This is a genomic window from Arsenophonus endosymbiont of Apis mellifera (assembly GCF_903968575.1).
Taxonomy (GTDB): domain Bacteria; phylum Pseudomonadota; class Gammaproteobacteria; order Enterobacterales; family Enterobacteriaceae; genus Arsenophonus; species Arsenophonus apicola.
This window is the reverse complement of sequence record NZ_CAJCFU010000079.1, coordinates 226,585-248,519: the sequence shown is the minus strand read 5'-3', so window position 1 is coordinate 248,519 and position 21,935 is coordinate 226,585. Positions and strand designations below refer to the sequence as shown.

Genomic DNA, 21,935 nt, shown 5'->3' with positions numbered 1-21,935 from the left:
TATGGCGAGTAAAAGTATTGTTCAAGAAGCAAAAGATATTCATTTAGCTATAGATTTAATTAATTTAGGTGCACGTCTTCAAATGTTGGAAAGTGAAACTCAACTAAGCCGAGGGAGATTAATTAAATTATATAAAGAATTACGCGGCAATCCACCACCTAAGGGTATGTTGCCATTCTCAACCGACTGGTTTATGACTTGGGAACAAAATATTCACTCTTCTATGTTTTATAATGCTTATCGCTTTTTATTAACTAGTGGTTATTATTGAGGAATAAACGCCGTCGTACAGGCTTATCGTTTGTATCTGGAACAATGCGGCACCGAGCCAAGTAACCCACCCATACTTGCTTTGACAAGAGCGTGGACGTTAGTTCGGTTTGTTGATAGTGGTATGTTGCAACCATCAACTTGTCGCTGCTGTGGTGGAACTTTTATTACTCATGCTCATCAACCGGTGAATAGTTTTGCCTGTAGTTTATGCCAGCCACCTTCAAGGGTGATTAAAAAACGTAAACATTCTTGTCAATTTGCCGATATTCATCCTCAGGTATTGGGGCAAATTCAGTAGCATACTTACTGTACTAATAAAATAGAGAGTTATGGTTTAGGTTTACCATAGCTCTTATCGGTCGGTATGCTAGCTTTGAATACAGATCTCTAGTTCATCATCATCAATAAAGGGAATATCAAGTGCTTGTATTCTTAGGCTATCTTGTTGTTATTGGAGCAGTATTAGGTGGTTATTTACTTGTCGTGGGGCACTTATCTGCTCTATATCAACCCGCAGAGTTTTTAATTATATTTGGTGCTGGTTTAGGCGGTTTTATTGTAGCTAATAATGGTAAAGCGATTAAATCAACATTAAGGGTGTTGCCAAGGTTACTTACAAGCTCCCGCTATAATAAATCAATTTATATGGATCTCATGGCGCTACAATTTCGCCTATTGACAAAGTCGCGTCAAGCGGGGGTATTATCGTTAGAACGCGATATTGAAGATCCGGAACAGAGTGACATTTTTTCTCAATATCCAAAGTTACTAAGTGATCCGCATTTAATGAGTTTTTTAACTGACTATATGCGATTGATGATCACTGGCAATATGAATGCGCATGAAATTGAAGCATTAATGGATGAAGAAATTGCCACTTTTGAGCAAGAGGCTGAAGTCCCTGCAGTTAGTTTGAGTATGTTAGGTGACTCATTGCCGGCTTTTGGTATTGTTGCTGCGGTAATGGGCGTAGTGCATGCCCTGGCTTCTGCCGATAGACCCGCAGGTGAGATGGGAATATTAATTGGTAATGCGATGGTAGGAACTTTTTTGGGTATTCTACTTTCATACGGTTTTATTTCACCATTAGCTAATTTGGTGCGACAAAAGAGCCATCAACAAATTAAGATGATGGAATGTATTAAAGTCACTTTACTATCATCCATTAGCGGTTATGCACCACAAATTGCAGTAGAATTTGGCCGTAAAACGCTATTTTTAGATGATAGACTCTCTTTTAATGAATTAGAGGATCATGTGCGTAGCATGAAAAATCCGACTAATACTAATTCTCCTCATGTTGAAGATGATTGATTATGAAAACAGCAAAATCGACCATCATTATCAAGAAAAAACGGCGTAAGAAATCCAGTTATTATCATGGCGGCTCCTGGAAAATCGCTTATGCGGATTTTATGACTGCCATGATGGCTTTCTTTTTAGTTATGTGGATTTTATCCATTTCCAGCCCGCAAGAGTTAATTCGTATTGCTGATTATTTTCGTACACCGCTTAAGGTTTCATTAAATAAGGGCCCTAAAAGTGGTGATGTCACGAATATTATACCGGGTGGCGGCAAAGACATTATTTATCGTGAGGGTGATACGATACCCAAAGAGCCCAACCAACTGCCAGAGACGGAACAAGATCGTTTTAAAAAATTACAACAGGATCTTGAATTATTGATTATGAATGATCCGCGCTTACAGGATCTAAAACCTAATTTGCTAATTGATTTAATGGATGAGGGGTTACAGATACAAATAATTGATGGCGAAAATCGGCCTATGTTTGCTAGCGGCAGCGCGGTAATTGATAAAAATATGCAAAAAATTCTGTATGTGTTGGCACCAGTATTAAATGATTATCCCAATAAAATTAGTCTGGCTGGTCATACCGATAGTACAGCTTATGCCAAAGGCGGCTATGGTTACAGCAACTGGGAATTGTCGGCGGACAGGGCAAACTCTTCGCGCCGGGCATTAATTAGTGGTGGTTTGGATGAACATAAAATTATGCGTGTTGTTGGTATGGCTTCAACGGTGCCATTAGAAAATAATCCCGCAGCCGCTGCTAATCGACGAATTAGTATTTTGGTGTTAAACAAAGAGAGTGAAGCTGCAATTATTCACGAAAATCAGCGGCCTCAGCCGACAAAAGAAATTGGCGAACAAAATAGCGAACAAGTAGAGAGTCCGTTAACACCATCTTTAGTACCAACAGCAGTATTACCTACCGACCATAGCAAAGTGATATTGGCACAATCAAAGGATAAATAGCCATGGAGCTAGGTGCGTTTTATCAAGTATTTTTCGATGAGACAGAAGAACTATTAAATGAGATGGAGCAAAAATTGCTCCATCTTAATATTGATACTCCTGATAGTGAGGCACTTAATGCTGTTTTTCGTTGTGCGCATTCTGTAAAAGGTGGTGCTGCGACATTTGGCTTTAGCCAATTACAAAAAACCACTCACATTTTGGAAAATGTGTTAGATGGTCTCCGAAGCCAAACGATATTGTTAACGGCCGATATTCTGCAGGCATTATTAAATGCTAAAGATATTTTATTAGCGCAGCTTAATGCTTATCGCCATGACCAATTGCCCGATGAATATTTATCTAGTCAAGTTGAAGCACTGTTTTATTCGGTGATACCGACCAGTGATAGACCGGTAGTAAAAGTGGCCGCGGCTAAAACGGCCGGGGAAACTTATTTTACTATCAAATTAGTTGATCTTAAGCCACATGAAGTGACATTACTCCTCGACGAATTAAATATTTTAGGTAAGGTAATTGAACATCAAATTGAGCAGACAACATTAACCGTTTTACTCAAAACCGCTGAGTCTCAACAGGATATTACTGCTGTACTCTGTTTTTTACTCGATGAGCAACAGATCCATTTTGCAATAGCAAATCCAATGGCAAAACAGTCAAGCCAGCGTAGTGATCTAATTGATGAAGATAAGCTACTAACCACAACAGATAAAACAGCAGCAAAAACTATCGCTGCTATAGAGTCAAATCGTTCTTTTACCCCTGCAGAAGCATCAACCATACGGGTTGCGGTGGAAAAAGTTGATCAACTTATTAATTTAGTTGGCGAATTGATTATTACCCAATCTATGTTGATGCAACATAGCCAACAATTGGATGATCGTCATAATCCATTACATGATTGTCTTAATCAATTAGCTAGGAATTCGCGTGATTTACAGCTGTCAGTGATGTCAATTCGTATGATGCCCATGGATTATGTATTTAACCGTTTTCCGCGTTTGGTCCACGATTTAGCAATAAAACTTAATAAAAAAGTTTCATTAACTCTTAAAGGTCAAACCACTGAATTAGACAAAGGGTTAATTGAGAAGATTGTTGATCCACTTACCCATTTGGTACGTAATAGCCTTGATCATGGCATTGAATTACCCGAAGTTAGACGGCAAAGGGGCAAAGCGGAAGAAGGGCAATTAATGATTTCTGCTGAGCACCAAGGCGGTAATATTTGCATTACCGTTAGCGATGATGGCAATGGTTTAAATAGAGAAAAAATTTTACAAAAAGCCAAAAATATTGGTTTAGAAATATCCGATCAAATGAGTGATCAAGATATTGCCATGCTGATTTTTGCTCCAGGATTTAGTACAGCGGAAAGCGTGACCGACGTTTCGGGCCGTGGCGTTGGCATGGATATTGTAAAACAGAATATTCACGAAATGGGTGGCCAAATTACGTTAACTTTTCAGGCAGGAAAAGGAACCACCACCCGTATTTTTTTACCGTTAACCTTGGCTATTTTAGAGGCCATGTCTGTCCAGGTTAGTGATGAAATTTTTATTTTACCGCTTAACTCGGTAGTCAGTGTTTTACAACCCAAAGCAGAACAAATTTTTATGTTAGGTAACGATGAAAAATTACTGTTAGTTTGGGATGAATATATTCCACTGATTGAACTCTATCAAGTGCTGGATATTCCGCAAGGGAAAAAAGCAATAAATGAAGGCATTGTCGTCATAGTTCAATATGCAGGTAAGAAATACGCTTTATTTGTTGATAGTTTATTAGGTCAACAACAGGTAGTGGTAAAAAATATAGAAACAAATTTTAAACCGATTAAAGGGATCACATCTGCCACAATTATGGGCGATGGTAGTGTAGCATTAATTATTGATATTAAAGAACTTTATCAATTGGCCTACATAAAAAGGCAGCATTAGATAGATTATTAAATGGCAAAATTATTAATATAATTGGCAACAAGGAGTTTCGCGATGATAAAACAACAGGGTTTTAGCCATATTAAAACCGAACGACAAGGAACAGGTTATTTAATTTTCACTTTAGGTGAAGAGGAATATGGGATTGATATTCTAAAAGTACAGGAAATTTGTGGTTACCATCATGTTACACGCATTGCAAATATGCCTGATTTTATTAAAGGGATCACCCATTTGCGTGGCGTTATTATACCGATAATTGATTTAAGAATTAAGTTTTCCCAGTCTGATGTAATATATGATAATAGTACAGTTGTTATTATTGTCATGTTATCACAAAGAATTATTGGAATTGTTGTTGATGCGGTTTCAGATGTATTAACGTTAATGCCAGAACAAATTTGTCCACCACCAGAAATGTCGTCAATTTTATCGGCTGAATATCTTATGGGATTAGGGATGTTAGAAGAGCGGATGTTGATTTTGGTGAATATTGAAAAATTACTTAATAGCCAAGAGATGGCATTGATTCATGATATCGATGATTAAATAAATTATCGTGTTAATTAATCTATTCGCAAATAGAGCAGTATATTTATTCAACCTATAATAATTAACTTGTCAACGAGCTATAAAAATAAAATATATTTAGCAAATTAGCGTTGTTGTAGCGATATCAGTAAAAAAAGTAATTAACCGTTTTAATAAACAATAATAAAAAACTATCAATTATTGCTATAAAGTTTCTATTCAGAGGGACGATATTTTATCTATCTTAATGAAATGGAAATTTTTATATGCTAAATAGAATGAAAATTATAACAGGTTTAATCATTACATTACTTCTGTTTGGCATATTACAACTGGCATCCGGGGCATTTTTTTTCTTTGATTTAAAAGATCAAAAAGACGAAATAGCCTTATTAGCCCAAATGCGTAACCAGCGAATATTACTCAATGAAGGCTGGGTTCATTTACTAAAGGCTAGGATCCAACTGAACCGAGCCGGTGTTAGTTATTTATTGACCAAGAAAAAAGTGCCGATAAATGAACCCGTTGGACAAATTATTGAAGCTGCTCGTTTGAATTTAATCAAAGCAAGAGAGTAATTCGATAAATATCAACGCACCGCTAAATTATCCATACATGATCCGAAAATCCTCGCTGATTTATCAAAAAATTATACCCGCTATATGGAGTCGTTACATTCACTGATTTTTTTATTAGAGAATGATCAAATAAAAGATTTTTCTGATCAACCCACATCAATTTATCAACAAGAATTTTCGCAAGCACTTGATCACTATCTTAACGAAAGTTTAGTGGTATATGATGAAATTATTGGTCACTCAGAAGTATCATATCGTTATTCTGTTTATACTTTATTCGTTGTCCTGTCAGCGTTAATCTTATTGCTGATCCTTTGTTGGTTTGGGATCCATCGTTTATTGATTAATCCGTTAAATTCCTTACTCATGAACATTAAAGCTTTTTCGGCAGGTGATCTCTCATCACATATTGCCATTAATGGCAACAACGAAATGGGCAGATTAGCGGCCGGATTAAAACATATGCAATATGAATTGATCCAAATGGTAAAAAGTGTTTCAGGCTCTGCCGACAAAATTTATGCGCGCACCAGTGAAATTGCGACAGGTAATAGTGATCTTTCCACTCGTTCAGAGCAGCAGGTTGCCGCTTTAGAAGAGACAGCCGCCAGTATGGAAGAGTTAACAATTACCGTTAAGCAGAATGCTGAACATGCTATTGAGGCAAATAAATTGGCTGATTCAGCTTCAGAAATTGCCTGGGAAGGGGGGCAAGTTGTTGCTAATGTTGTTGACACTATGAAAAGTATTTCTGAGAGCGCGCAAAAAATCGCTGATATTACCAGTGTAATTGATGGTATTGCTTTTCAAACCAATATATTAGCCCTGAATGCGGCGGTAGAAGCCGCGCGTGCTGGCGAACATGGCCGTGGTTTTGCGGTGGTAGCCGAGGAGGTTCGTAACCTTGCCCAACGTAGTGCTAATGCAGCGAAAGAAATTAAAGGTTTAATTGAAAATTCAGTTAGTCGCACGCTAAGCGGTGCAAAACTGGCGGAAGAAGCGGGCGAAACAATGGGCAAAATTGTTGAGTCCATAGTTAGTGTGACAGAAATCATGGGTGAAATTGCATCCGCCTCCGATGAGCAGAGTAAAGGTATTAATCAGGTCAGTATTGCTATCAACGAAATGGATCATGTACTACAACATAATGCTTCATTGGTTGAACAGTCAGGGGCGGCGACGGCGGAATTAGAGATCCAAACTAAAATCTTAACCGATCTGGTTTCGGTATTTAAATTACCCATAGAGGATACCGATGAACCCAATAAACAATCAAGCGAAAATCTAGCTAAGGGCGCACCGGAGGCAGAAGCGATTGATGATAAGAAAAAAGTAACCAATGATGATAATTGGACAGCATTTTAAACGCTGGTTTTCCGCTAAAGAAAAGTGAATTAAGGATTAAGGCTACAAGGATGAAATTAACACTCAGGGTATCGACTCGTCTTCACTTATTACTGCTTTTTTTTTGTACTATGCAATGTGTGACAGGGGGGACTGCGGTCAATATCTTTCATCAGCAGCAATCTCACTTTGAACATGTAGATAGCAAGATAGATAAATTAGAGGCTTTGACCTTAAGTTGGAATCATTTACTTAAAGCTCGCAGTACCCTGAATCGACTGACGTTGCGGATGCAAACAGATTATCCAGCCGATAAATTGGCGATATTAAGTAGCCGAATTGATAACCAATTAGCCGAGACAGAAAAATATTTTCACCAGTTTAGTCAGTTGTCTCAGCAATATTATCAAGAAACAAGCGGAAAAATTACCGCTGATATTGAACGCGATTATCAGGCTCTGAACCATGCACTTCATATGATAAAGAAATTACTAGATAAACGAGAGATTAAACAGGCTTTACAAGTACCGAGTGAAGGGCATCTATTAAGGTTTGAAAATAGTTATTTTACTTATATTAAGCATATCAATAATGAAGTTGGTGAGGCGGCAAAATATAGTCGAGATTCAAGTCAATCTGCCTTAATTATGGCTGTTATAACCCTGATTACGGTTTTTATCGCTTGTCTATTGACTCATTTTAATTTGCAAAAAAAATTAATAGCCCGTTTTACCATGATGAAAAATTGTTTTACTGATATTGCTAATGGTTATTTAGATAAGCCGCTAATGGAAAGTGAGCAAGATGAATTGGGTAAAATTTTTACCAAGTTTGCTGAAATGCGAGAAGCAATTATTACCTCAGTAGCGGCAGTAAGGTTCAATACCCGTGAAATGCAAACAGGTATGCAAGCGGTGAAAACGGGTAATATAGCCCTGGCGAAACATACTCAACAGCAAAGTATTAACTTAGAACAGACTGCTGCTGGCATAGAGCAGTTTACCGTCATTGTTCAACAAAATGCCCATCATGCGCAACAAGCCAATGAACTGGCAATTTCTGCTGAAAGAACAGCCACTAAAAGTGGACAATTGACGGGTAAAGTGGTCGATACGATGACCAGTATTACCCAAAGTTCGCAAAAAATTGCTGCAATTATTAGCGTGATCGATGGAATTGCTTTTCAAACAAATATATTAGCGTTAAATGCAGCGGTAGAGGCTGCCAGAGCGGGTGAACAAGGGCGAGGTTTTTCTGTTGTTGCTACTGAAGTCAGAGAATTAGCGCAACGCAGTGCAGAAGCGGCGAAAGAGATAAAAAGCCTGATAGATGAATATGTCGAATGTGTCTCTATGGGAGCTGAATTGGTTAATCATGCGGGTCGTACCATCAACGAACTAGTCGTTTCTGTTAAACAGGTTACTAAGCTTATGCAAGAAATTGCAGCAGCGACCAAAGAGCAAAATCAGGGGATCCAGCAGGTTGCGATCAGCATAGAACAAATGGAACAGATGACCCAACAAAATGCCACCTTGGTAGAGCAATCATGTCATGTTGTCGAGACCTTAGAAATGCAAACTGAAACTCTGATAAATATCGTATCGAAATTTAAGTTGCCATCACGTTGTTTTAATTATTTAACGGTGAAAATGAACTTATTACAGGCAGATAATAAATGAAATTGATGCCTGGCGATTGTCATCAGCAGCAATGGCAATTAAGTGATCAAGCGTTTAAACAGATTTGTGACCTTATTTACCAAAAAACCGGCATTGTTTTGCTAAAGCAGAAAAAAATGATGGTTTACAATAGATTGCTTAAGAGATTGAAAATCTTGCAATTAACCTGTTTTGAACAATATGTCGCTTTACTGATGCAACATAAGCAAGGCACTGAATGGCAATACTTTATCAATGCATTAACCACCAATTTGACCGCATTTTTTCGAGAAGCACACCATTTTGATGTGGTAGCGCAACATGCTAAAGCTAATAGACAGGATGTTTATCGAGTGTGGTGTACGGCCGTCTCTACCGGAGAAGAAGCCTATTCCGTTGCAATGGTATTAAATAATATTAAAGGTGATCATGTTTTTCGTAAAGAAATTGTGGCGAGTGATATTAATAGCCAGGTTTTGCAGATTGCCCAGCAGGGTATTTATGCTGAGGAAGTGATAACGGCCATCCCGCCACAGTTAAGAAAACCCTTTTTATTAAAAGGTCAAGGCGATAATCAAGGCTATATAGGTATCCATGAGGGTTTACGTAAACAAATTCAGTTTCGGCAGATTAATCTTAAGGACAAATATTGGCCAATAGAGGGGCAGTTTGATGTCATTTTTTGTCGTAATGTGATGATCTATTTTGAAAACAAAATGCAACAAGAGTTATTAGATCGTTTTTTACCGCTATTAAAAAAAGATGGTCTATTGGTGATCGGTCACTCAGAAAATATTTGCCAACCAAATAGCCATTATCAATTAGTTGAGCGCAGTATTTATCAATTGAAAAATCAGAAGATACAGCGATGGAAAAAATAAAGGTACTTTGTGTTGATGATTCAGCTTTAATGCGCAAAATTATGCGGGAAATCCTGGATCAGCAGCCGGACATGGAAGTGGTTGGCTGTGCGGCTGATCCCTATATTGCACGGGAGATGATAAAACAGCGACATCCACACGTATTGACACTGGATATTGAGATGCCACGCATGGATGGACTCTCTTTTTTAGAAAAAATCATGCGCTTACGTCCGATGCCGGTGATTATGGTTTCAACCTTAACCACTAATGGCTCACAGGCAACATTACGTGCTTTGGAGTTAGGCGCGGTAGATTTTGTCACCAAACAAACCTTGAATTTCAAACAAGGTGTATCGGCTTATGCCAATTTATTAAGTGACAAAATAAGAGTGGCAGCAAAAGCAAATATTATAAAAAGGCGCTATCAAGTAGCGAAATATCCAAAGCTTAATCTGCCCTTACCGCAAATTACCAATGATGTTATTGCAATTGGTGCCTCAACTGGTGGTACTGAGGCCATTCGACATTTATTACAAGGTTTACCGCAAAATATACCAGCAATTGTCGTTGCGCAACATATGCCAGCAGGTTTCACCCGCTCTTTTGCTGAGCGTTTGAATCGTTGCTGTTTTCTGCAAGTTAAAGAAGCAGAACAGGGAGAAAAGTTATTAGCTGGACATGTTTATATTGCGCCAGGTAATTTTCATTTAGCTTTAACCAAAACCGGCCGATATTACCAAATAGTATTGCATCAACAAGATATGGTTAACCATCACCGGCCTTCGGTTGATAATTTATTTTTTTCCGTTGCTCAAACCGCAGGAAAGCGGGCAATTGGCATGATTCTTACTGGAATGGGAAATGATGGAGCTATGGGATTATTAGCCATGCGGCAAGCGGGCGCTTATACCTTTGCACAGAATGAAAAAAGCTGTGTTGTTTATGGTATGCCAAAAGTCGCATTGCAGTTAAATGCGGTAGATGAAGTTGGTGATATTAATGATCTTGGTCGATTGTTACTTGATAAATTAGAGCAACGTTATGCAGTGTAATGTGCAACGAATAGAAAGTGAGATAGGGCTATTTAAACCATGACAAATAAAGAATTAATGTTTCTGATCGTAGATGATTTCTCAACGATGAGAAGAATATTACGTAATTTGTTGAAAGAATCAGGGTTTCATAATGTAGAAGAGGCTGAAGATGGTGAAGATGCTTTGGCTAAAATGAATAAACATAATTTTGATTTTATTATTACAGACTGGAATATGCCCAATATGGATGGTTTATTATTGCTTGAAACGATCCGCCAACAGGAAAAGTGGGCAAAGCTGCCGGTTTTAATGGTGACTGCGGAAGCCAAAAAGGAAAACATCATTGCTGCATCAAAAGCCGGTGCCAGTGGTTATGTGGTGAAACCTTTTACCGCTGCTATTCTTGAGCAGAAAATTGAACAGATTATTCAAAAAATGGCATAAAACAAGGAGGTAATATGGTTAACAGGCAAGATGAAAAACCAGAATCTCATAGCGATAAATTAGAAATCATTAACCGTCTTGGGCGGTTGACCCGCATTATTCATGAAGGATTACGTGAGTTAGGTTTAGACAAAAATATATCCAGAGCGGTAGAAGTGATACCGGATACCCAACAGCGTCTTGATTATATCGCCCAGATGACTTTTCAAGCGGCAGAAAAAACCCTTAATAGTCTCGATCAAATCAAACCAAAACAGGAGTGGTTAATTCAACAAGCAGAACAGTTGACACAACGCTGGGATCAATGGGCGCAATTATCCATTGAATTAACGGAAACTAAATCGTTGGTGGCGGATACGCGACAGTATCTGTCTCAGTCACCGCAAGTTAATAGTCAAATTAATACGCAATTATTGGCTATTATGATGGCCCAAGATTTTCAAGATTTAACCGGCCAAGTGATTAAAAAACTCTCTTTAATAATACAGGAAATTGAACAGCAACTTGTGTCAGTTTTATTAGAAAATATGACGCCAGATATTGCTAATTCCTTATCGTCGATAAATCGGTCGAATGAATTACTTAATGGACCACAACTTATGACTGACCGCAAAGAAAATTATTGTCAGCAAACCCAAGTAGATGAATTACTGACCAGCCTGGGATTATAAATGAGATAAATATAACTAGTCAGCGCCATTCACTGTAATTGATTAATAATATGCAATAGATGGAAAAAAAGAGATACAAGATTATTCAAAATAAAATAAGCCATGTATCTCTTATAAGTAGATCGCGTATTATTTACTTCATATTTAATGACTGTTTTATCTGCTTCATTGCATCAATGCCTTGTTTGCAAGCTTTATCTTGCTGATCTTTAGGCAGGGCAACGATCTGTTTTTTGCCATCTTCAAGCTGATTTTTTATTGAATCAAGTTGAGCTTTTGTTTGTGGGTTTTCAGAGGCCTTAGTAACTAGAGAGTCTACTTCAGAGAAATAAGCTTTACAGGTATCAGTTGCACCGATATAGTCAATTTTTTTCTCTTCTTCTGAACAAGCAGTGATAATAAATGCTAATAAACCCATGCTACAAATTAATAGTAATTTTCTCATAATAATCCCTAACCAAATAATATTTATGTAGTTTAAAAAGTATAGATTCATTTTATTAAGATGTGAAATATTAATGATTTTATTCAGCTATGGATTATACATTGGCATAAAAAGCGTAATTTCAAATAAAGAAAAAACCAGGGCCAATAGACAACAAGATCGTTTATCGTTATTGCGCCCGACTAATAGCAGTAAATAAATAGCCATAATTCAAGCATTTTATAATAGAGACAAATATTAACACTTTTTCAGTTATTATGATTTTTGCATTTTTTAATAGCATAAATAATAACTATTTTTTCTTTGTTATCTCCCTTTTAAGTTGATCTTATTATGGCAAGCTTAGCGCATTTCCTTTGTCAAAAGAATATTAACGAGGTAAAAGGGAGTGGCAGAAGAGAGTGATTTAGAAAAAACCGAAGAACCTACCGCCAGAAAAAAAGAAAAAGCAATGGAAGAGGGCCAGGTTGTTCGTTCACGTGAATTAAGTTCTTTTTTCATGTTAATTACCGGTGTTTCGCTATTTTGGATTTGTGGTCCTTATTGTTATCAAAAGCTGCATGCACTTTTTTCACAGACTTTTTATTTTGATAAATATATTTTATATAACAGTCAGCTATTGCCTAATATAGTGTTTGAGTCAATTAAAATAGGCCTGAATGCATTATTGCCGATTATAGCCGGATTGGTATTAATCGCCTTTGCTGCCCCCAGTTTTTTTGGTAAGATACATATTAATTTTAAAGCGATTAAATTTGACTGGAAAAAATTAAATCCAATCACTGGATTAAAACGCTTATTTTCAATTAATGCATTGGCTGAGTTGTTTAAAGCATTATTGAAAGTGATGTTAGTTTCAATTGGTATTACTCTTTTTTTATGGGTCAATCTTCCTCACTTTTTTCACTTAGTCACTGAACCCCGTCATCTGGCACTAAGTCAAGCAGCGCAATTAATAATATTTGCCGCTTATATTGCCATTTTTATGCTGATTCCATTAGTGGGTTTTGATCTTATTTATCAGCTGCGCAGCCATTTGAAAAAACTCAGAATGACACGCCAAGAAATCAAGGATGAGTTCAAACAGCAAGAAGGTGATCCGCATATAAAAGCGCGTATTCGTCAGCAACAGCGAGAGATTTCTCGCCGTAGAATGATGGCTGATGTACCAAAAGCCGATGTTATTATTACTAACCCGACCCATTATGCGGTGGCGTTACAGTACGACAATCAAGCAATGCAAGCACCGAAAGTATTGGCAAAAGGGGCTGGATTAATTGCATTAAATATTAAGCAACTGGGTGAGGAAAATCGTATTCCAGTGCTGGAGGCCCCCCCTCTGGCAAGAGCGCTCTATCGCCATAGCAAAGTCGGGGGTCATATCCCGGCAACACTTTATGCCGCGGTGGCAGAGGTGTTGGCCTGGGTATATCAGCTCAGACGCTGGCAGCGAGAAGGCGGATTGAAACCAAAGAAACCAACCAATGTATTAGTACCTCAGGGACTGGATTTTGCAGGAGATATTAATACTCATGGCTAACTTAGCCTCACGATTGCGTCTACCTAAAGACTTAAAAAATACTCAATGGCAAATTTTAGCAGGACCGATATTGATCCTATTAATTTTGTCAATGATGGTTTTGCCATTGCCGCCTTTTTTACTAGATATGTTGTTCACTTTTAATATTGCCCTCTCAATTATGGTTTTATTAGTGGCCATGTTTACCAAGCGCACCCTTGAATTTGCAGCATTTCCGACTATTTTGCTGTTTTCAACTCTATTACGGCTAACACTTAATGTGGCTTCAACCAGAGTTATACTGTTAGAAGGACATACTGGAGCGGCGGCGGCAGGCAAGGTTGTCGAATCCTTTGGTCACTTTTTGGTGGGTGGTAATTTTGCTATTGGTATAGTGGTCTTTATTATTCTGATCCTGATTAACTTTATGGTGATCACCAAAGGTGCTGGTCGTATAGCCGAAGTGGGGACCCGCTTTGTTTTAGATGGCATGCCAGGTAAGCAGATGGCGATCGATGCTGATCTGAATGCCGGCTTGATTGATGAAGCTGAAGCTAAAGCGCGACGTAAAGAAGTAACCCAAGAGTCTGATTTCTATGGTTCAATGGATGGTGCCAGTAAATTTGTGCGTGGCGATGCTATTGCTGGATTGATGATTATGGCAATCAATATCATTGGTGGTTTAGTGGTTGGTGTTGCGCAACATGGCTTAACCCTGGGTGAATCAGCCAGTATCTACACATTGTTAACCATTGGTGACGGTTTAGTTGCTCAAATTCCGGCATTGATTATTTCTACTGCTGCTGGCGTGATTGTTACCCGCGTAGCGACTGATGAAGACGTGGGTGAGCAGATGTTAGGTCAACTGTTTGATAATCCACGGGTATTGATGTTAACTGCTGGTGTATTAGGTTTACTTGGTCTAGTCCCTGGTATGCCAAATATTGTTTTTCTACTGTTTACTTTGCTCTTAGGTTTTATTGGTTGGAAATTGATGAAACGTTCAGCTAAGCCGGTAATTGATGTAGAACAAAAACAAAACATTGAGCAGCGTTATCAAGCGATAGAGGTTAGTTGGGATGATGTTCAGCCTGAAGATCCATTAGGGATGGAGATTGGTTACCGTTTGATACCGATGGTTGATCAGGGACAGAACGGTGAACTACTCAATCGGATTGGGGGCATCCGCAAAAAGTTTGCTAAAGAGATGGGTTACTTACCGCCGGTGCTACATATTCGCGATAATATGGCGCTCAAGCCGGAAGCTTACCGCATTTTAATGAAAGGGGTAGAAATTGGTCGAGGAGAAGCCTATCCAGGACGTTGGTTAGCGATCAATCCAGGTGGTGCGATAGGAGAATTAACCGGTGATGCCACCCAAGAACCCGCTTTTGGTTTACCAGCCGTTTTGATCGATGAAGCATTACGTGAACAGGCTCAAGTGCAAGGTTATACGGTGGTAGCAGCCAGTACTGTGATTGCGACCCATTTTAATCATCTTTTAAGCCGATTTGCCCATGAGTTTTTTGGTCGGCAGGAAGCACAGCAGCTTTATGAACGGATCAGTAAAGAGTTATCGAAACTAACCCAGGATCTGATGCCTGATGTGATCAATTTAACGCTGTTTCATAAAGTATTGCAAAATTTATTAAGCGAGCAGGTGCCGATCCGTGATATGCGTACTATCATCGAAACGTTAGCTGAGCATGCCGCTGAGCAAAAAGAGGTAACGGAACTGACCAGTTTGGTCCGCATTGCTTTAGCCAGAGCGATTACCCAGCACTGGTTTGGTGATAAAGAAGAGATCCAGGCTATTGGTCTAGATATTAGCCTTGAACGGGTTTTGATCCAGGCGCTGCAATCGGGAGGTGGATTAGAGCCGGGTCTGGCCGGTAATATTGAGCAACAGGCGATTGAAGCGCTGAATAATCAAAGCTTAATTGGTGCACCACTGGTATTAATTGTGAATCATAGTTTACGCCCTTTAATGTCACGTTTTTTACGTCGCGCTTTACCACAGCTTGCTGTAGTTTCCAGTCTTGAAATCAGCGATGAGCGAAAAATTCGTTTAACCTCTTTTATTGGTCAACCGACCAGTTAACATTAACGATGAACGTATTGATCACTTTTATGTGGCCAAGACGTTCATCGCCAGCGGTAAAATTCTCTCGCATAATACCTGCATAAAATATTAATCGATTAAATAAAGGCAAAAGATAACGGGTTTTATTGCCTAGTTATGGAGTTAATGAAAAAAATAATACTCAAAAATATAGATATTTCATGAATATTTTATTATTGAGGGATAGAAAACCCAGCAACAAATTGCGGGGATAATTAGAGCCTATTAAATTATATTACATTGATTCTTATTTATTTTAACCCACAGGCATTTACATATTTTATTATTCTTTGAGACTTGCCCGGTCCGCATTTCTTTTAAGTTTAGATATTGTTGGCGGAGTTATCCCGATTTTTGCCGCAATTTCTGCACTTGTTAACCCAGCTTACTCTCTCCATGTTTTCATTTGCTCTTATAATTGAATATGTAATTCAAGGGCTTGTTTATTCTCATTAAACACCTGAATGAACTCAGAATTCCCCTCTTTTTTCTTAGCTTCCAGCTTTTCACGGAATGTGATTACTTTTTTCCTGCTAACGCTCCTCTTTGATACCAACTAATCATATCTTTTTTTCTATTAATAGCTGTTTGTATATCTTTTGGATCTGTCTTTTGCGTTTTTTTGATGAAAAAACTTAAAATATAAATAATATTTTTTGCTTCACCATAACACCAAGTTCCACGGGCTATATTTTGTCTATCACCCGCCGGCCAAATCGTCAAAAGGCGGCCTTGCAGCTTCACCGACAGTGCAAAGAACAATCAGAAACGGCAATAAAAGAAGCAATATATAGCCATAAGGGAATGAAAAAGAAGGTGTCTAATTACCACATCCATTGCCACTAGTAAGGTATTAATGAAACCGCAATGGCTCAATAAAAGCTTATTAGATAGTAAATAAGGCATTGGTTTGCAATGCCTGAGGATCATATTTTGACCTGGTAACCGCTGGCGACAATATTTTCTGTCTGACCATGTTCACCATACAGTGCTGGACTATGACGTTTTTTGAGGAAGCGCAATTGCTCCTGATTGAGTTGCATATGTTGTTTGAGGATCAACCCATTTTGACTATTGCGCTGATGAAGCTGCTTAATTTGGGGTTCAATTTTCTGCCAGATTGCTGCTAGCGCAGTATCTTGTTGATAGGGTGGGGCAGAACTGCATTGTTGGCTACTAGTGATGCGTTTTTGTTCACTATGATGCAATGCAGTCAACCAATACTGTTTTTTTTCTGTTACTTCATTTAAGCGAAGTAAATCAACTTTGCCAGCATTAAGTATTTGATATTCAATATGCAGTAACTCATTAAGCGTTTCCACTTGGGAAAGTTGCTCAATGAGGATCTCCTGTAGTGTCTCTTGCGTCATCAATTTAATCACATTGGCTGGTATTTAATTTGATCAGCACATCCGCAATTTTTTCTGCATCCATGGTTAATTCGCCGAGCTCAATTTTTTGCCGTATCTGCTCAACTTTTTGCACCCGAATATCTTTGTCGTTTGCTTGTAATAGTTTTTCTGCTGCCCCACTCAGACTTAAGGTAAAGATGGGATCTTTTTGCTCGCTAGTGGCGGATTGTTTTACTTTTTTTTGTTGTGGCTGTGGCTCTTCATGGTGCGAAAGCGCTGTTATACCACTAAGCGGTGTCGTTTTTTCAATGCTCATGAGTTACATCCTGTTATTTAATCGGGTTAGGTGTGATAGCCATTATTCATGTTCACTATCTTGCTCTATGAGTGATATAACGGCTTAGCGGCCAAAAACTTTAATTTTTTAGCGTAATTTTCGCATAACCCTCTTTTTGTGCAATAGCGGTGATAATTTGTCCTGTTGGCATTCTGAGCCGGACAGACTCATTTTCGGCGGCATTATTGATCGCTTTGCCTTCATATTTCACTTGAAAATGGCGGCCTTAAGCGTAAACAGTGACATTTTTACCGGCCTGAATAACCCAAGCTCGGCGCAACATATTTTGGCTAATCGGTTGGCCGGCAGCAATATCACGTAAACTAACACTATTTGTGTAGGCATGAATATCACGAATAATACCGCGTGGTAATTTTTCTAGTAGACCACGTTTAGCCACTAGATTGTGCTGATTAATGACCGAATGACGTTTTATTGGCTGATTAGCTACCCAATATTGCCCTTCAACGCTAACGGCTAAGCGAAGATAATGCTTTTTGTCGTCACAAATCACCGCTAGAGTTAATTTTCCCCAATGCTGTTGAGAAGGGGCAGGTTTTATTTGTAATTGGTTACAGACAGATAAATGTTCTGAAGGGGCAAGAATTTTAATATTCACTTTATCTTGCTTTAGAAACTGTTGGTTAAAATAGTCCTGAAGTGTGCTTTGCAGGCTAGCCGATGCGTTAGTGATCACAGCCAGAAAGAGTAATAATGACACAATTATTCGATTAACCACAAATTTCCTCTTCATCTTTATTTAATAACCATTATTTAGTCAGCCATTATTTGCATAGACAGCAGTGTAGAGCATTATTTCGGCCATAATGGCATAAATAAACCATTAATAATCGTTTTTTCCCGCCTTTGACTTTTTTTTCTGCGTATAAGCTACTGCTCTAAAAATAGACTCAAAAATTGGCTCACAGATCGTTAACTGGGGAAAATTATGCTCGATAAACTTGATGCAACGCTGAGTTTTCAGCAACAGGCACTGTCACTAAGGCATCAGCGCCAGGCTATTTTATCGGCCAATATTGCTCATGCTGATACTCCGGGCTACCAGGCACGTGATATCGATTTTAGTGCCCAATTAGAAAAAAATCTTATGGCAAATTCAGTCACCGGTAAGCAGTTAACAATGGCGGTCACCTCCGTCAAACACATTGCGGTGCAGCCTCCAAATTCACTGACTGCCGATCTGCTTTATCGGGTTCCCCATCAAGTAGCTATGGATGGGAATACCGTCGATATGGATATGGAACGTAGTCATTTTGCTGACAACAGCGTCAAATATCAAACTGATCTGTCAATTTTAAATGGACAGATAAAAAGCATGATGGCGGTTATGCAATAAATATAAGGAATAGATGATGTCACTATTTTCGATTTTTGAAATTAGCAGCTCTGCGCTTTCTGCCCAATCGCAACGTTTAAATGTCAGCGCCAGCAATATGGCTAACGCTGATAGTGTTACTGGTCCTGATGGTGAACCTTACCGTGCTAAACAAGTGGTAATTTCTGTTTCTGAGCTGTCAGCTAATGGTATTGGTGGCGTTAGTGTTGCTCAGGTAGTCGACGACCCGTCGGCTTTTCGTCTTGAGTATCAGCCTGCTCATCCATTAGCAGATCAACGTGGTTATATCCGTAAACCTAATGTCGATGTGACTGCCGAGATGATTAATACCATCTCCGCTTCGCGTAGTTACCAGGCCAATATTGAAGTGATGAATACAACTAAATCGCTAATGCAAAAAACATTAACCTTAGGCCAATAAAGAAGGAAGATAAATGGGCGTTGTAAGTTCAATCAATGAATCACTGGACAACTCCAGAGTCGGTGATCCGGCTTCACAGCAAAATATCAAGAAAAAGAGCAGTGATGATATTCAGAATAATTTTCTGACGCTATTACTGACCCAGATGAAAAATCAAGATCCGACTAACCCGATGCAAAACAATGAACTGACCACCCAGTTAGCCCAAATCAGTACCGTGCAAGGCGTGGAAAAACTCAATGAGACAGTTAGTGGTTTAACTTGCCAACTGCATGCCAGTCAGGCGTTAAATGCAACCAAATTAGTTGGCCAGGGCGTGATGATAGCGGGTAATAAAATTACCCTATATGAAAAGCAAAATTCCCAGCCAAGCACGCCTGGCACTAATGAAACCTTTTTTACCCCATTTGGTTTTGAATTAACCCGTCCAGCAGACAAGGTCACGGTCACAATTAGTGATAAAACGGGTCGCATTGTCAAAACAATGGAGCATGAACAAGGATTTAAACCGGATGTTTATCACGCTAATTGGGATGGCCAAGATAATGATGGCAACCCATTACCGGTTGGTCGTTATCAGTTTACTGTCACAGCTACTTCTGCCCAGGGTCAAGTAAATGTCAAATCCTTAAATTACGCGTTAGTTAATGGTGTGACCAATGGTGAGCAGGGAGTGTTGCTGGATGTTGGTTTAGGTAACAGTGTTTCATTAGAAGAGATCCGTCAGGTTCTGTAATTGAATAGATAAAAAATTAATATGGAGAGCATATGGCCTTTTCACAAGCAATTAGTGGATTAAATGCCGCATCCAGTCATCTGGATGTCATTGGTAATAATATTGCCAACTCAGCAACTGTTGGTTTTAAGGGAGCTTCAGCTGCTTTTGCTGATGTCTATGCCGGTTCGGGGGTTGGATTAGGCGTCAAATTAGCAGCAGTACAACAAAATTTTAGTGATGGTTCGATCACCAAAACCAATCGCGAAACTGATCTGGCTATTTCTGGTGGTGGATTTTTCCGGCTACAAGATACCAATGGTGACATTTTCTATAGCCGTAACGGTCAGTTTGGTAAAGATGCTAAAGGCCAATTGGTTAACCCGCAAGGGATGGTGGTAACTGGCTATCCGGTGGCGATGTTAAATGGCGTGCCGACCATTCAAAAAGGTGCATTGCCAACCCCAATCACTGTCCCGACGGATATGATGAACGCCAGAGCCACCGATGATATTCGGATGACAGCTAATTTAGATTCAGGTAAGGCAGCTATTGCAGCGACAGGTGCCACTGCGTTTAATCCAACTGATAACAAAACTTATAGTTATAGCTCCAGCGTGACTGCCTTTGATAGTTTAGGCAATGAGCGGGCACTCAATGTCTATTTTGCTAAGCGCCCTGGCGCTGCTGGTGCAGCAAATACACAATGGGATATCTATGTGGTTGATCCTAGCCAGGCAACGCCAGGCGCACCTAGCCACAGTCTCTCTTTTAATCAAAATGGCCAGCTAACGAATGCGGCTAATTTCAACTTTAACTTAGCCGCCCATAATGGTGGTGCGGCCAGTACGATTAATTTTAATTTTGCTGACTCGCGCCAACAACGGTTAGCTGAGTCAAGTATTTCTCGTTTAGAGCAAAATGGTTATCAGGCGGGGCAATTCACGGGCTTCAGTTTTGAAGAAGATGGCTCAATTCGGGCTTCTTATGCTAATGGTCAACAGCAATTAGTTGGTCAGGTGATATTAGCCAATTTTGCTAATCCAGGTGGCTTAGTGGCTAAAGGTAATAATGTTTGGTCAGAAACGGGTAGTTATGGTGCTCCAATTATTGGCACGGCAGGCAGCGGTATTCTCGGTAAATTAACCGCCAATGCTTTAGAAGCCTCTAATGTCGATATGGGACAAGAATTGGTGACGATGATCCTGGCGCAACGCAATTATCAATCTAATGCGCAAACCATAAAAACCCAGGATCAAATGTTACAGACCCTGGTCAATTTACGTTAATGATGGGTGATTAAATGGATCATGTCATTTATACCGCAATGAATGGCGCGCGCCATGCGTTGGATACACAAGCGATTATTACCAATAATCTGGCCAATGTCTCAACTCATGGTTTTAAAGCCCAGTTAGCTGCCTCACGTTTTGTACCGATTGAAGGTTCAGTGGGACACCCAACCCGCACACTAACCATTGCGTCAACACCCACAGCTGATCAGCGTGCTGGTGCAATGAACTATACCGCTCGCTCATTGGATGTGGCGCTGAGTGATGGGGGTTATTTAGCGGTGCAATTAGCTGATGGGCGGGAAGCTTACACCCGCAATGGCAATATTCAAATTTCAGCTAATGGTGAATTAATGATCCAAAATCGCCCATTAATGGGCGATGGTGGCGAAATTATGGTTCCGCCGCAGGCGCAACTGACGATTGCTGAAGATGGCATCATTACCGGTTATATCCCAACAGATCCACCCACCCAATTAGGTCAGGTTGGTCAGATCAAACGGGTGAAACCCTCAGAGCAACAGTTGGTACGTGGTGAAGAGGGTTTATTTCACCTTGCGGAACCTAATGCCCCACCTTTAGTGATGGATAATAGTGTCAAGTTACTGTCGGGAGTATTAGAGGGCAGCAATGTCAATCCGGCACAAGCGATGGTGGCCATGATAGCCAATGCACGCACTTTCGAAATGCAAATGAAAGTTATTCATAGTGCTAATGATAACGCCCAACGTGCTAATCAATTGTTAGCCATCAGTTAAGT

The 21,935-nt window shown here is 39.4% G+C and carries 21 protein-coding genes and 3 pseudogenes; 18 read left to right on the top strand and 6 right to left on the bottom strand.

Going from position 1 to position 21,935, the window contains the following annotated elements; all coding sequences use genetic code 11:
- The first annotated feature begins 1 nt into the window (after position 1).
- The 11 genes and pseudogenes from flhC to H1X92_RS14900 all read left to right on the top strand — a co-directional run bounded on the left by flhC (position 2) and on the right by H1X92_RS14900 (position 11,615).
- Positions 2–571 (top strand): annotated as a pseudogene (gene flhC / locus H1X92_RS14950) (flagellar transcriptional regulator FlhC).
- A gap of 122 nt (positions 572–693) precedes the next feature.
- Positions 694–1,587, top strand: coding sequence for a flagellar motor stator protein MotA (gene motA, locus H1X92_RS14945; protein ID WP_180560885.1), 894 nt, complete (start codon positions 694–696; stop codon positions 1,585–1,587).
- Between the two features lie 2 nt (positions 1,588–1,589).
- Entirely contained in the window at positions 1,590–2,552 is a 963-nt protein-coding gene (gene motB / locus H1X92_RS14940; RefSeq protein ID WP_180560884.1) for a flagellar motor protein MotB, read from the top strand.
- A 2-nt stretch (positions 2,553–2,554) separates the two neighbouring features.
- Positions 2,555–4,492, top strand: coding sequence for a chemotaxis protein CheA (cheA, locus tag H1X92_RS14935; protein WP_180560883.1), 1,938 nt, complete (start codon positions 2,555–2,557; stop codon positions 4,490–4,492).
- A gap of 54 nt (positions 4,493–4,546) precedes the next feature.
- On the top strand, positions 4,547–5,041 hold the full coding sequence (locus tag H1X92_RS14930; protein ID WP_180560882.1) for a chemotaxis protein CheW: 495 nt from the start codon (positions 4,547–4,549) through the stop codon (positions 5,039–5,041).
- A gap of 248 nt (positions 5,042–5,289) precedes the next feature.
- A pseudogene (locus H1X92_RS16310) lies at positions 5,290–6,966 on the top strand (methyl-accepting chemotaxis protein).
- 50 nt (positions 6,967–7,016) lie between these two features.
- On the top strand, positions 7,017–8,624 hold the full coding sequence (locus H1X92_RS14920) for a methyl-accepting chemotaxis protein (protein ID WP_180560881.1): 1,608 nt from the start codon (positions 7,017–7,019) through the stop codon (positions 8,622–8,624).
- Positions 8,621–9,484 carry a CheR family methyltransferase gene (locus H1X92_RS14915; protein WP_180560880.1) on the top strand — a complete coding sequence of 288 codons (864 nt, stop codon included), beginning with the start codon at positions 8,621–8,623 and terminating at the stop codon, positions 9,482–9,484. The genes H1X92_RS14920 and H1X92_RS14915 overlap by 4 nt, the downstream gene beginning before the upstream one ends.
- Complete coding sequence (locus H1X92_RS14910) at positions 9,472–10,518, top strand: protein-glutamate methylesterase/protein-glutamine glutaminase (protein ID WP_180560879.1); 1,047 nt, start codon at positions 9,472–9,474, stop codon at positions 10,516–10,518. Before H1X92_RS14915 ends, H1X92_RS14910 begins: the two co-directional genes overlap by 13 nt.
- Before the next feature lie 39 nt (positions 10,519–10,557).
- Positions 10,558–10,944 carry a chemotaxis response regulator CheY gene (cheY, locus tag H1X92_RS14905; protein WP_026823460.1) on the top strand — a complete coding sequence of 129 codons (387 nt, stop codon included), beginning with the start codon at positions 10,558–10,560 and terminating at the stop codon, positions 10,942–10,944.
- A gap of 14 nt (positions 10,945–10,958) precedes the next feature.
- Entirely contained in the window at positions 10,959–11,615 is a 657-nt protein-coding gene (locus H1X92_RS14900) for a protein phosphatase CheZ (protein WP_180560878.1), read from the top strand.
- A 133-nt stretch (positions 11,616–11,748) separates the two neighbouring features.
- On the opposite strand, the gene H1X92_RS14895 is transcribed toward H1X92_RS14900, so the two are convergent.
- Complete coding sequence (locus tag H1X92_RS14895; RefSeq protein ID WP_180560877.1) at positions 11,749–12,060, bottom strand: DUF5339 domain-containing protein; 312 nt, start codon at positions 12,058–12,060, stop codon at positions 11,749–11,751.
- Between the two features lie 388 nt (positions 12,061–12,448).
- On the opposite strand from H1X92_RS14895, the gene flhB reads away from it, so the two are divergent.
- Positions 12,449–13,600 (top strand): flagellar biosynthesis protein FlhB, encoded by a 1,152-nt coding sequence (gene flhB, locus H1X92_RS14890; RefSeq protein ID WP_180560876.1) that lies wholly within the window; start codon positions 12,449–12,451, stop codon positions 13,598–13,600.
- A complete protein-coding gene (flhA, locus tag H1X92_RS14885; protein WP_180560875.1) occupies positions 13,593–15,680 on the top strand; it encodes a flagellar biosynthesis protein FlhA in 2,088 nt (695 codons plus the stop codon). Before flhB ends, flhA begins: the two co-directional genes overlap by 8 nt.
- Positions 15,681–15,984: 304 nt before the next feature.
- Here the strand turns inward: flhA and H1X92_RS16305 are convergent, their stop codons facing one another.
- The 5 genes and pseudogenes from H1X92_RS16305 to flgA all read right to left on the bottom strand — a co-directional run bounded on the left by H1X92_RS16305 (position 15,985) and on the right by flgA (position 18,087).
- Entirely contained in the window at positions 15,985–16,047 is a 63-nt protein-coding gene (locus H1X92_RS16305) for a hypothetical protein (protein WP_370520709.1), read from the bottom strand.
- 173 nt (positions 16,048–16,220) lie between these two features.
- Entirely contained in the window at positions 16,221–16,424 is a 204-nt protein-coding gene (locus H1X92_RS14875) for a type II toxin-antitoxin system RelE/ParE family toxin (protein ID WP_180560874.1), read from the bottom strand.
- A 203-nt stretch (positions 16,425–16,627) separates the two neighbouring features.
- The gene (locus tag H1X92_RS14870) at positions 16,628–17,071 is read right to left on the bottom strand and encodes a flagella synthesis protein FlgN (RefSeq protein WP_180560873.1); all 444 of its coding nucleotides are present in this window, start codon (positions 17,069–17,071) and stop codon (positions 16,628–16,630) included.
- A 4-nt stretch (positions 17,072–17,075) separates the two neighbouring features.
- A complete protein-coding gene (gene flgM / locus H1X92_RS14865) occupies positions 17,076–17,369 on the bottom strand; it encodes a flagellar biosynthesis anti-sigma factor FlgM (protein ID WP_180560872.1) in 294 nt (97 codons plus the stop codon).
- A gap of 100 nt (positions 17,370–17,469) precedes the next feature.
- A pseudogene (gene flgA / locus H1X92_RS14855) lies at positions 17,470–18,087 on the bottom strand (flagellar basal body P-ring formation chaperone FlgA).
- Between the two features lie 252 nt (positions 18,088–18,339).
- On the opposite strand from flgA, the gene flgB reads away from it, so the two are divergent.
- The 5 genes from flgB to H1X92_RS14830 are packed head-to-tail and all read left to right on the top strand — an operon-like array spanning position 18,340 to position 21,933.
- Positions 18,340–18,747 carry a flagellar basal body rod protein FlgB gene (gene flgB / locus H1X92_RS14850; protein ID WP_180560869.1) on the top strand — a complete coding sequence of 136 codons (408 nt, stop codon included), beginning with the start codon at positions 18,340–18,342 and terminating at the stop codon, positions 18,745–18,747.
- Between the two features lie 16 nt (positions 18,748–18,763).
- Positions 18,764–19,168, top strand: coding sequence for a flagellar basal body rod protein FlgC (gene flgC / locus H1X92_RS14845; RefSeq protein WP_180561004.1), 405 nt, complete (start codon positions 18,764–18,766; stop codon positions 19,166–19,168).
- A gap of 13 nt (positions 19,169–19,181) precedes the next feature.
- Entirely contained in the window at positions 19,182–19,904 is a 723-nt protein-coding gene (locus tag H1X92_RS14840; protein WP_180560868.1) for a flagellar hook assembly protein FlgD, read from the top strand.
- 32 nt (positions 19,905–19,936) lie between these two features.
- The gene (gene flgE, locus H1X92_RS14835) at positions 19,937–21,172 is read left to right on the top strand and encodes a flagellar hook protein FlgE (RefSeq protein WP_180560867.1); all 1,236 of its coding nucleotides are present in this window, start codon (positions 19,937–19,939) and stop codon (positions 21,170–21,172) included.
- 14 nt (positions 21,173–21,186) lie between these two features.
- Positions 21,187–21,933, top strand: coding sequence for a flagellar basal body rod protein FlgF (locus tag H1X92_RS14830; RefSeq protein ID WP_180560866.1), 747 nt, complete (start codon positions 21,187–21,189; stop codon positions 21,931–21,933).
- Positions 21,934–21,935 lie beyond the last annotated feature (2 nt).